This is a genomic window from Pseudomonas sp. NPDC087817, assembly GCF_044742875.1.
Lineage (GTDB): Bacteria > Pseudomonadota > Gammaproteobacteria > Pseudomonadales > Pseudomonadaceae > Aquipseudomonas.
Genome location: NZ_JBIUVJ010000044.1, coordinates 33,549 through 45,331, shown reverse-complemented (window position 1 = coordinate 45,331; position 11,783 = coordinate 33,549). Strand labels below are relative to the sequence as shown.

Below are 11,783 nucleotides of genomic sequence, written 5' to 3'. Positions count from 1 at the left end.
GCTGGAAACTGCACTGGCCACCAAACTGGCGCGTCCATGTGCAAGCCAGGAGTTGACCACCTACGGTTTCGTCGCGCCGTTCGGCAAAGGCGAAGATGCTCCACTGGTGCACGTCAGCGGTGATTTCCTGCTGATCGCTGCACGTAAAGAAGAACGCATTCTGCCGGGCAGCGTCGTACGCGATGCGGTCAAGGAAAAGGTCGAAGAGATCGAAGCCGAGCAGATGCGCAAGGTCTATAAGAAGGAACGCGACCAGATCAAGGATGAAATCATCCAGGCGTTCCTGCCGCGCGCCTTTATCCGTCGCTCGTCGACCTTCGCCGCCATCGCGCCGAAACAAGGCCTGATCCTGGTCAACTCGGCCAGCCCGAAACGTGCCGAAGACCTGCTTTCGACCATTCGTGAAGTGATCGGCACCCTGCCCGTCCGTCCGCTGACCGTGAAAATGGCGCCGACCGCAGTCATGACCGATTGGGTGACCACGCAGAAAGCCGCCGACGACTTCTATGTGCTGGACGAGTGCGAACTGCGCGACACCCACGAAGACGGCGGCATCGTGCGCTGCAAGCGTCAGGACCTGACCAGCGAAGAAATCCAGCTGCACCTGAGCACCGGCAAAGTCGTTACTCAATTGTCGTTGGCCTGGCAGGACAAGCTGTCGTTCATGCTCGATGACAAGATGACCGTCAAACGCCTGAAGTTCGAAGATCTGTTGCAGGATCAGGCGGAACAGGACGGCGGCGACGAGGCCCTGGGTCAACTGGACGCCAGCTTCACCCTGATGATGCTGACGTTCGGTGATTTCCTGCCGGCGCTGGTGGAAGCGTTGGGTGGCGAAGAGACTCCGCAGGGGATCTGAACATAACCGGTTTCAACTGAAGAAACCGGGGTCTACTGTGGGAGCTGGCTTGCCAGCGATAGCGGTGTTTACAGATAGCTCATATGCCGTCTGACACACCGCCATCGCTGGCAAGCCAGCTCCCACAATGTTTTGTGGTGCTCACTCAATAATAAGGAACAAGCCATGCGCGCACTGGCTGCACTCAGCCGCTTTGTCGGCAATACCTTCGCTTACTGGGTTCTGATTTTCGCGGTCGTCGCGTTCCTGCAACCGGCATGGTTCCTCGGCCTCAAAAGCGCGATCGTGCCGCTGCTGGGCCTGGTGATGTTCGGCATGGGCCTGACCCTCAAACTTGATGATTTCGCCGCTGTCGCCCGCCACCCGTGGCGTGTCGCGCTGGGCGTAGTCGCGCATTTCGTGATCATGCCCGGTGTGGCGTGGTTGCTCTGCCAGGTATTTCACCTGCCGCCGGAAATCGCCGTCGGAGTGATCCTGGTTGGCTGTTGCCCAAGCGGCACCTCGTCCAACGTGATGACCTGGCTGGCCCGTGGCGATCTGGCGCTGTCGGTGGCCATTGCCGCCGTGACCACCCTCCTCGCCCCGCTGCTGACCCCGGCGTTGATCTGGCTGTTGGCTTCGGCGTGGTTACCGGTGTCGTTCATGGAGTTGTTCTGGTCGATCCTGCAAGTGGTGCTGCTGCCGATCATCCTCGGTGTGGTTGCGCAACGCCTGCTCGGTGACAAGGTCCGCCATGCGGTGGAGGTGTTGCCGCTGGTGTCGGTGGTCAGCATCGTGATCATCGTCACCGCTGTAGTGGCGGCCAGTCAGGCGAAAATCGCCGAATCGGGTCTGCTGATCATGGCGGTGGTGATGCTGCACAACAGTTTCGGCTACTTGCTGGGTTACTTCACCGGTCGCCTGTTCAAATTGCCGCTGGCGCAGCGCAAGTCGCTGGCGCTGGAGGTCGGCATGCAGAACTCGGGATTGGGCGCCGCTTTGGCCAGTGCACACTTCTCGCCACTGGCGGCGGTACCAAGTGCATTGTTCAGTGTCTGGCACAACATTTCCGGGGCACTCCTTTCAACCTATTTCCGGCGCATGAGTGAGAAGGAAGATCGCGAAGCGTTGGCGCAACAGGCCGTCGACTGAGCTGAAACTTGATCCCCGGATCAAGGCTCGGCAATATGTCGCGCAACGCGGGGACGACCCTGCGGCTCGATCGAGTTTTTAATCTGGGGACGACCCCGTCAATCGATGGAGGTCTCTCATGTCCTGGATCATTCTGTTTTTCGCCGGCCTGTTTGAAGTCGGCTGGGCCGTCGGCCTGAAATACACCGATGGCTTCACCCGCCCGCTCCCCACCGTATTGACCGTTGCGGCCATGGCCATCAGCCTTGGCCTCCTGGGTCTGGCGATGAAGGAATTGCCGCTGGGCACGGCTTATGCGATCTGGACCGGGGTCGGTGCCGTGGGCACGGTGATTGCCGGAATCATTCTGTTTGGCGAGTCGATGGCGTTGATTCGGCTGGCCAGTGTGGCGTTGATCATCACTGGTTTGATCGGCCTTAAAATTAGCGCTTAGGCCTCTGGCCCCATCGCTGGCAAGCCAGCTCCCACAAGGATTTCCGGTGAACACAAATGCTGTGTACACCCAGGAAACCTGTGGGAGCTGGCTTGCCAACGATAGGGCCAGTCCCTTCACCGACTATCTAACGGCGCCCCGCAAATCGCCCACCAACGTCTGCAACTTCTCTGGCTGCGCTGCCTCGACGTCCACAGGCGCACCCGCCACCAATGTCACCCGCGACCACAACCGGCGGAACACACCCTTGTTCGGGTCGCGACTGAAGAAACTCCCCCACAAGCCCTGCAACGCCAGCGGAATTACCGGCACCGGCGTTTCCTCGATAATCCGCGTCAGCCCACCCTTGAACTCATTGATCTCGCCATCGGCGGTCAACTTGCCCTCAGGGAAGATGCACACCAGCTCACCGTCCTTCAAATATTGGGCAATGCGGCTGAAGGCTTTTTCGTAGATCTGAATGTCTTCATTGCGTCCGGCAATCGGAATCGTCCCCGCCGTACGAAAGATAAAGTTCAGCACCGGCAAGTTGTAGATCTTGTAGTACATGACAAAGCGAATCGGCCGACGCACCGCGCCGCCGATCAGCAAGGCGTCGACAAACGACACGTGGTTGCACACCAGCAACGCCGCGCCTTCATCCGGAATAGCTTCAAGGTTGCGATGCTCGACGCGGTACATGGAATGGCTGAGCAGCCAGATCATGAAACGCATGCTGAACTCGGGAACGATCTTGAAGATGTAAGCGTTGACGCCGATGTTCAGCAGCGACACCACGAGGAACAGTTGCGGGATCGACAGTTTGACCACGCTCAACAACACGATCGAGACAATCGCCGACACCACCATGAATAGCGCGTTGAGAATGTTGTTGGCGGCAATCACTCGCGCCCGCTCGTTCTCGGCCGTGCGCGACTGGATCAATGCGTACAGCGGCACGATGTAGAAGCCGCCGAAAATGCCGAGGCCGAGAATGTCCACCAGCACTGCCCAGGTGTGAGCAAAGCCCAGGACTTCGGTCCAGCTGTGGCCGGTGACACTGTCGGGAATCCCACCGGAATGCCACCACAGCAACAAGCCGAACACCGTCAGACCGAATGAGCCAAACGGCACCAGACCGATCTCGACTTTGCGCCCGGAGAGCTTTTCGCAGAGCATCGAACCCAGCGCGATACCCACCGAGAACACGGTGAGAATCAGCGTGACCACGGTTTCATCGCCGTGCATCCATTCCTTGGCGTAGGCCGGGATCTGCGTCAGGTAAATCGCCCCGACAAACCAGAACCACGAGTTGCCGACAATCGAGCGCGATACTGCGGGCGTCTGGCCCAGGCCCAGTTTCAGGGTCGCCCAGGATTGGCTGAAGATGTTCCAGTTCAGACGCATTTCCGGTGACGAGGCCGCCGCGCGGGGAATGCTGCGGCTGGCCAGATAACCCAGCACGGCGATGCCGACAATGGCGGTCGACACCAGCGGCGCGTAGTGGGTCGAGGACATGATGACCCCGGCACCGATGGTCCCCGCAAGAATCGCGAGGAACGTGCCCATCTCCACCAGACCGTTGCCGCCGACCAATTCCTCTTCACGCAAGGCCTGCGGCAGGATCGAATACTTCACCGGCCCGAACAGTGCCGAATGGGTGCCCATCGCGAACAGCGCCACCAGCATCAGCGACAAGTGATCGAAAAGGAAACCGACCGAGCCCACCGCCATGATGGCGATTTCCGCGAGTTTGATCAGACGGATCAGCGCGTCCTTGGCGAACTTCTCGCCGAACTGCCCGGCCAGCGCCGAAAACAGGAAGAACGGCAGAATAAACAGCAGCGCACACAGGTTGACCCAGATCGAGCGATCACCCTCGATGGTCAGCCGGTAGAGAATGGCGAGGATCAGCGACTGTTTAAACACGTTGTCGTTGAACGCACCGAGCGACTGCGTGATGAAAAACGGCAGGAAGCGCCGGGTGCGCAGCAGGTTGAACTGTGAGGGGTGACTCATCTTCCGTGTTTTCCTGATGTTGGGTAGAGAGGCCTGGGTTCTTGTATTGGAATCTCGAACCGCGATCCAGGCCACACATTACCTAAACTTTTCAGGTTATTTCTTCAAACCTGCAATGCACGGCGACACAAACAGCTCACCACGCCATGCCCCTTGCACGGTGCGCTTGCCGACAATCAGCCACATCAAGGCCAACAGGGCCACCAGCACGCAACCAACCACACTGAAAAACCCGAGGTTCAGCGTACTGGCAAGCTTCAGCGTTGCCAGCGAATACACGCCCAATGGAAAGGTGAACCCCCACCAACCGAGGTTGAACGGAATACCGTCGCGCAGATAACGCACGGTGATCAGCAGTGCCATCAGCATCCACCACAGACCAAAGCCCCACAGTGTGATCCCCGCCACCAGGCCAATGCCGGAAGCGATTTCGCCAATGCCCGGCAGGCCGTTGGCGGCGAAGATGGCCGGCGCATCGGCCCCCAGCAGCAACATGCCCAGCGCACCAGTGCCAATCGGGCCGAGGGCCAGCCAGCTCGATGCAGCCATATTCTCGTGAGGAAGTTTGTGCAGGGCCATGCGCAGCAACAAGATTGTGAGAATGCTGAACGCTACCGGTAGGGAAAACGCCCAGAGCACGTAGCTTGTGGTCAACACCACCAGTTGCGAGTGGGCATCGGTCAGATGCGGAGCGAGCAAACCGCCACTGGCCGCCGCCACTTCCGCAGCCACCACCGGCAACAGCCAAACCGCCGTCATCTGGTCGATGCTGTGTTCCTGACGGGTAAACATCATGTAGGGAATCAGTACGCCACACGCCAGAGACATCGCCACATCAATCCACCACAGCACTTCGGCCAACTGGATGACACCCTCGCCCCAACGCGGCAGACCAAACAACAGAAAGCCGTTGATGATCGTTGCCAGGCCCATGGGAATGGTGCCGAAGAACATCGACACGGTGGAATGGCCGAAAATCCGCCGCGCCTCGTCGAAAAACAGAATCCAGCGCGCGGCGTAGGCAGCGGTAAACAATGTGAACAACAGGATGTTGAAAAGCCACAGCCCTTCGGCCACGGCATGCATCCCGGGAATCGCCACCGGCAAATTCGCCAGTGCCAGCGCCAGCACACCAGTACCCATGGTTGCGGCGAACCAGTTCGGAGTGAATTGACGGATCACTTCACGCGGATGCTGAAGTTGGCTGAGCGGCTTGATGCCGGGTTTGGCGCTGTTAGGGCAAATCATCATGAACTCCTGTCCTCAGGTGAGGTTGAGTCCATGGTAGATCCGAATCGAATATCTATATAACGGGTAATTTCTCTAAATGTTATCTGTTCTATAGATAAGCAGTCAAACACTACCTTCGCTTTCGATGACCAGAATCCGCGCCGCGCCCTGCGGATGCGCGACATGTTCGGTACCGACCGAGGCGTAGAAGATATCGCCAACCTCCAACTGCACCTGTTTTTCTTCACCTTCCTCGCGGTAATGCATCGAGACTTTGCCGTCGAGCACCACAAACACTTCCTCCCCGTCATTGACGTGCCACTTGTACGGCTGATCGGTCCAGTGCAGGCGCGTGGTGATGCCGTTCATGTTGGCGATATCGAGCGCGCCCCAAGCGCGGTCGGCGGTGAAGGTCTTGCTGCGAATAATCTTCATGAATCGATCCTTGAGAAGAGTGGCCGGGCAAGGCTAACCGAAACCGCTGTGCTTATGGAGCGCTGCACACTTTGGCAGATCGAGGACGCAGACTGAGCAACAGCGCTGCCACGGCCAACACGATCAGCACCCCGCCATACACATCAGTCGTGGCCAGCAATCCGAGTTGGTGGGTGAAGTGCCCGGCTAATAAAGCAGGCAAGCAAAACGCCAGATAGCTCAGCACGTAAAACGCCGACATCAACCCGGCCCGCTCATGCGGTAACGCCAGCGGCACCAGGCTGCGCACCGCGCCGAGAAAGCCTGAACCGAAACCACACCCGGCGACCAGCGTGCCGAGGAAAAACAGCGACAGACTGGCGCTGTGCACACCGAGCAGAATCAGCACCAGACCACTTGGCAGCAGGCTTGCGCCGAGTTGCAAAGCGCGCGTGGCGGGACGATTGCGCAGGGTGAAGATCATCAGGGCGCCGGTGACGGTCAGTGCCGCGACGGTTGCGCCGCCGATCAGATTGGAAGTGGAACCGGTGGCCGTGCGCACCAGCGACGGCGCCAGTGATGCGTAGAAACCGCCGAGCGCCCAGGTCGCGGTGTTCAGCGGCAGCACTCGCCACAACGTTGAACGCGCCTGAGCCGGGACATGCAGCGTCGGCCGCAACGACGCCCAGGCCCCAGCCTGCGGGCTGACACTTTCCGGCAGGCGCCAGACATACAGTGCTTGCAGCACAAACAGCGCGAGCAGCAGCCAGTACGTCAGTTGCAACGGCGCCGGAGCGAACTCGGCCAGCAGGCCACAGCCCATGGCTCCCAACGCCATACCCAGCAACGGCGCAACACTGTTGATCAGCGGTCCTTGCTGGCGGTCGGTGTCGAGCAATGTTGCACTTAATACGGCAGTGGCCATGCCGGTCGCGAAGCCTTGCAGCACCCGCGCACTGATCAGCCAGGTGACGCTGTCGGCGCTGATGAACAACAGCATCGCCAGCGCATTGAGCAGAACGGCAGCGAAGATCACCGGTTTACGCCCGAGATGATCGGACAGCGATCCGACGGTTAACAGCGCCGCCAGCAAACTCAGAGCGTAGACGCCGAAAATCAACGTCAGCATGGCTGCCGAGAAATGCAGCTGATCCTGATACAGGTGATACAACGGCGTCGGCGCCGTGGAAGCGGCGAGAAAACTCAGTAAGGTGATCGCCAGAAACCACAGGCTGGGACGATTGGATGCAAGGCTATTCATGTGCACACTCCGCAAAAGCTAATTTTTTGCTTTTGCGGAGTGTGCTCTCGGCCTGTGCTTAAAGCAAATTCTTTGTGTTAAGGTCTGCCGCATGGCTATTAAAGAAGGTTTACGCCCCGGTGGTCGCAGTGCCCGGGTGCAAGAGTCGATTCATTCGGCAGTCCGCGCGCTCCTGCAAGAACAGGAGCGTTCGACCGTGACCGTCCCGCAAATCGCCGCACGCGCAGGCGTTACGCCGTCGACGATTTATCGACGCTGGGGTGATCTGGCGGCCTTACTGGCCGACGTCGCCCTCGCCCGCATGCGTCCTGACAGCGAACCGGCAGAAACCGGCAGTTTGCGCAGCGATATCCGCGCGTGGGCCGAGCAATATCTCGACGAGATGAGTTCCGAGCCTGGACGCAACATGATGCGCGACGTGCAGGCGAGTACCACGCCGGGGTATTGCGTGAAGATTATCGGCGCGCAGTTGCAGACGATCATTGAGCGGCATCCGGATGAGCCGGCACCGAGCGTTGATCATTTGATCAATCTGGTGGTGGCGCCGGTGGTGTTTCGCATTCTGTTTTCCGCGGCGGCGCTGGAGGTGGAGGAATTGCACCGGTTGATTGATATCGCGCTGAAACAGGACTGACGCCATCGCTGGCAAGCCAGCTCCCACAGGGATCTCCAGCGAATGCAAATTTTGTATACGCCCTGAAAACTGTGGGAGCTGGCTTGCCAGCGATGAGGCCGCCCAGTCACTCTCAAACCACCCGGTTCCACACCTGCGACACCCCGCCACGCCACGACCTTGGTCGACACTGACTAACCGCCACACTCATGCGAGACTGTCCGCCCGGGCAGGAGTGCCGGGGAGTCTTCTGTCGGGAGTGTTGCATGTCGTTGTCCACCGGGCTGATCGCCGCCGTCGCCCTGGCCTATATGGCCATCATGTTCGCCATCGCCTTCTACGGCGACCGTCGCAGCACGCCGCTGCCGCCACGGATGCGTGCCTGGGTGTACAGCTTGTCGCTGGCGGTTTATTGCACCAGCTGGACGTTTTTCGGCGCGGTCGGTCAAGCCGCTGAACAGTTGTGGTCATTCCTGCCGATTTACCTCGGGCCGATCCTGCTGCTGGTCTGTGCACCGTGGGTCCTGCAAAAAATGGTGATGATCAGCAAACAGGAGAACATCACCTCCATCGCTGACTTCATTGCCGCGCGCTACGGCAAATCGCAATCGCTGGCGGTGGTCGTCGCGCTGATCTGTCTGGTCGGCGTTCTACCCTACATCGCTCTGCAACTCAAAGGCATCGTCCTCGGCGTGAACCTGCTGATCGGCGCCGGGGCCGATGCAATGGGCACCCGCGCCCAGGACACCGCGTTGATCGTGTCGCTGGTGCTGGCGCTGTTCACCATTGTTTTCGGCACGCGCAACCTCGACGCCACCGAACACCACCGGGGCATGGTGCTGGCGATTGCATTCGAATCGCTGGTCAAGCTGTTCGCCTTTCTCGCCGTCGGCGCCTTCGTCACTTATGGCCTGTATGACGGTTTCGACGACCTGTTCAATCAGGCGATGCTCGCCCCGCGCCTGGAGGAATACTGGAAAGAAACCATCAACTGGCCGTCGATGGTGGTGCAGACCGGCGTGGCCATGATGGCGATCATCTGCCTGCCGCGGCAGTTTCACGTCACCGTGGTGGAGAACATCGATCCGCAGGACCTGCGCCTGGCCAAATGGGTGTTCCCGGCGTACCTCGCGCTGGCCGCGCTGTTTGTAGTGCCAATCGCCCTCGCCGGTCAGATGCTGCTCCCGAGCAACGTGCTGCCTGATTCATTCGTGATCAGCCTGCCACTGGCCCAGGCGCACCCGGCGCTGGCCATGCTGGCGTTTATCGGCGGCGCTTCAGCCGCCACCGGCATGGTCATCGTCGCCAGCGTGGCGCTGTCGACCATGGTTTCCAACGACATGCTGTTGCCGTGGTTGCTGCGGCGCAACAATGCCGAGCGTCCGTTCGAGGTATTTCGTCAGTGGATGTTGTCGGTACGCCGAGTGAGCATCGTGCTGATTCTGCTGCTGGCTTATGTCAGCTATCGCTTGCTCGGTTCTACAGCGAGTCTGGCGACCATCGGCCAGATCGCCTTCGCGGCCGTGACGCAACTGGCGCCGGCGATGCTCGGCGCGCTGTACTGGAAACAGGCCAACCGGCGTGGCGTGTTTGCCGGCCTCGCCGCAGGCACATTCCTCTGGTTTTACACGCTGATCCTGCCGATTGCCGCGCGCAGTCTCGGCTGGTCGCTGGACACCTTCCCCGGTCTGGCGTGGCTGCACAGCAACCCGCTGAACTTGCCGATCACGCCATTGACCCAAGGCGTGGTGCTGTCGCTGGCGGGCAACTTCACCTTGTTCGCCTGGGTCTCGGTGTTGTCCCGCACGCGGGTGTCGGAGCACTGGCAGGCCGGGCGCTTCATCGGTCAGGAAATCAGCGCCCGCCCGAGTGCGCGCTCGATGCTGGCGGTACAGATCGATGATCTGTTGCAACTGGCCGCGCGCTTTGTCGGTGAAGAACGTGCCCGCCAGAGCTTCATTCGATTTGCCTACCGCCAAGGCAAAGCCTTCAACCCCAATCAGAACGCCGACGGTGAATGGATTGCCCATACCGAACGTTTGCTGGCCGGCGTGCTGGGCGCCTCTTCGACGCGAGCGGTAGTAAAAGCCGCCATCGAAGGTCGGGAAATGCAGCTGGAGGACGTCGTGCGAATCGCCGACGAAGCTTCCGAGGTGTTGCAGTTCAACCGCGCCCTGCTGCAAGGCGCCATCGAGAACATCACCCAAGGCATCAGCGTGGTCGACCAGTCGTTGAAACTGGTGGCGTGGAACCGGCGTTACCTGGAACTGTTCAACTACCCGGACGGACTGATCAGCGTCGGCCGGCCGATTGCCGACATCATTCGCTACAACGCCGAGCGTGGCTTGTGCGGTCCCGGCGAGGCGGAAGTCCACGTCGCCCGGCGTTTGCACTGGATGCGGCAGGGTCGCGCGCACACCTCTGAACGGCTGTTCCCCAACGGCCGGGTGATCGAGCTGATCGGCAACCCGATGCCGGGCGGCGGTTTTGTCATGAGTTTTACCGACATTACCGCGTTCCGCGAGGCCGAGCAGGCCTTGACCGAAGCCAACGAAGGCCTGGAGCAACGGGTCAGCGAACGGACTCAGGAGCTGTCGCAACTCAACGTCGCGCTGACCGAAGCCAAGGGCACCGCCGAGGCCGCCAACCAGTCGAAAACCCGCTTCCTCGCCGCCGTCAGCCATGACTTGATGCAGCCCTTGAACGCCGCTCGCCTGTTCTCCGCCGCCCTCTCCCACCAGGATGACGGTTTGAGCAGCGAGGCGCAAAAACTGGTGCAGCACCTCGACAGTTCGTTGCGTTCGGCCGAAGACCTGATCAGCGATCTGCTGGACATTTCCCGCCTGGAAAACGGCAAGATCAACCCGGATCGCAAGCCTTTTGCGGTCAATGAGCTGTTCGACACGCTCGGCGCCGAGTTCAAGGCGCAGGCTCAGGAACAAGGTTTGACCTTCCGCGTACGCGGCAGCCATTTGCGCATCGACAGCGACATCAAGTTGCTGCGGCGGATCCTGCAGAACTTCCTCACCAACGCGTTCCGCTACGCCAAAGGCCCGGTGCTGCTGGGAGTGCGGCGCCGCGCCGGCGAGTTGTGCCTTGAAGTGTGGGATCGCGGGCCGGGCATTCCGGAAGACAAGCAGCAGGTGATTTTCGAGGAATTCAAACGCCTCGACAGTCATCAGACCCGCGCCGAAAAAGGTCTCGGCCTCGGGCTGGCGATCGCCGACGGCTTGTGTCGCGTACTCGGTCATACATTGCGTGTGCGCTCGTGGCCGGGGCGCGGCAGTGTGTTTAGCGTCAGTGTGCCGCTGGCTCGCACGCAGACCGTGCCGGCCAGCGCTGCTGTCGAGATAAACGGCAAGATGCTGAGCGGCGCGCAGGTGCTGTGCGTCGATAACGAAGACAGCATTCTGATTGGCATGAACAGCCTGTTGAGCCGTTGGGGTTGTCAGGTCTGGACGGCGCGTAATCGTGAGGAATGTGCAGCGTTGCTCAGCGACGGGGTGCGGCCGCAAGTGGCGCTGGTCGACTACCACCTCGATCACGGCGATACCGGGACCGAGTTGATGGCATGGTTACGCACGAGTCTGGGTGAGCCGGTGCCAGGCGTGGTCATCAGTGCCGACGGGCGGCCGGAGATGGTTGCGCAGGTGCATGCGGCAGGGCTGGATTATCTGGCCAAACCGGTGAAACCGGCGGCCCTGCGGGCGTTGTTGAGTCGCTATTTACCGCTGTAATGCCAAGACAGCGCAAGACCTGTGGCGAGGGAGCTTGCTCCCGCTCGGCTGCGCAGCAGGCGCCAATCCATTCAACGCGGTGTTTCAGATAAATCGGAATCGGGGTT

At 60.3% G+C, this 11,783-nt stretch carries 9 protein-coding genes; 5 read left to right on the top strand and 4 right to left on the bottom strand.

Annotation, left to right across the window (positions count from 1 at the left end; translation table 11 throughout):
- From rdgC to sugE, 3 genes are all read left to right on the top strand, one after another.
- Nucleotides 1-859 (top strand): recombination-associated protein RdgC (rdgC, locus tag ACIONG_RS22260; RefSeq protein WP_401302710.1); only part of this gene is annotated, 859 nt, incomplete at its 5' end.
- Between the two features lie 165 nt (nucleotides 860-1,024).
- The gene (locus ACIONG_RS22255; protein WP_401302708.1) at nucleotides 1,025-1,990 is read left to right on the top strand and encodes a bile acid:sodium symporter family protein; all 966 of its coding nucleotides are present in this window, start codon (nucleotides 1,025-1,027) and stop codon (nucleotides 1,988-1,990) included.
- Between the two features lie 118 nt (nucleotides 1,991-2,108).
- Nucleotides 2,109-2,423 (top strand): quaternary ammonium compound efflux SMR transporter SugE, encoded by a 315-nt coding sequence (gene sugE, locus ACIONG_RS22250; RefSeq protein ID WP_127652648.1) that lies wholly within the window; start codon nucleotides 2,109-2,111, stop codon nucleotides 2,421-2,423.
- Nucleotides 2,424-2,546: 123 nt separating this feature from the next.
- Here sugE and ACIONG_RS22245 read toward each other — a convergent pair whose 3' ends face one another.
- The 4 genes from ACIONG_RS22245 to ACIONG_RS22230 all read right to left on the bottom strand — a co-directional run bounded on the left by ACIONG_RS22245 (nucleotide 2,547) and on the right by ACIONG_RS22230 (nucleotide 7,326).
- A complete protein-coding gene (locus ACIONG_RS22245; protein WP_103306948.1) occupies nucleotides 2,547-4,421 on the bottom strand; it encodes an MFS transporter in 1,875 nt (624 codons plus the stop codon).
- Nucleotides 4,422-4,517: 96 nt separating this feature from the next.
- The gene (locus tag ACIONG_RS22240; protein WP_401302712.1) at nucleotides 4,518-5,669 is read right to left on the bottom strand and encodes a TDT family transporter; all 1,152 of its coding nucleotides are present in this window, start codon (nucleotides 5,667-5,669) and stop codon (nucleotides 4,518-4,520) included.
- A gap of 105 nt (nucleotides 5,670-5,774) precedes the next feature.
- The gene (locus tag ACIONG_RS22235; RefSeq protein WP_315448544.1) at nucleotides 5,775-6,086 is read right to left on the bottom strand and encodes a cupin domain-containing protein; all 312 of its coding nucleotides are present in this window, start codon (nucleotides 6,084-6,086) and stop codon (nucleotides 5,775-5,777) included.
- Between the two features lie 52 nt (nucleotides 6,087-6,138).
- Nucleotides 6,139-7,326 carry an MFS transporter gene (locus tag ACIONG_RS22230; protein WP_103306945.1) on the bottom strand — a complete coding sequence of 396 codons (1,188 nt, stop codon included), beginning with the start codon at nucleotides 7,324-7,326 and terminating at the stop codon, nucleotides 6,139-6,141.
- Nucleotides 7,327-7,417: 91 nt separating this feature from the next.
- Here ACIONG_RS22230 and ACIONG_RS22225 point away from each other — a divergent pair, with 91 nt between their 5' ends.
- Nucleotides 7,418-7,960: a TetR/AcrR family transcriptional regulator gene (locus ACIONG_RS22225; RefSeq protein ID WP_401302706.1), complete on the top strand. Its 543-nt coding sequence runs from the start codon at nucleotides 7,418-7,420 to the stop codon at nucleotides 7,958-7,960.
- Between the two features lie 245 nt (nucleotides 7,961-8,205).
- Nucleotides 8,206-11,676 carry a NahK/ErcS family hybrid sensor histidine kinase/response regulator gene (locus ACIONG_RS22220; protein WP_401302705.1) on the top strand — a complete coding sequence of 1,157 codons (3,471 nt, stop codon included), beginning with the start codon at nucleotides 8,206-8,208 and terminating at the stop codon, nucleotides 11,674-11,676.
- Nucleotides 11,677-11,783: the final 107 nt, after the last annotated feature.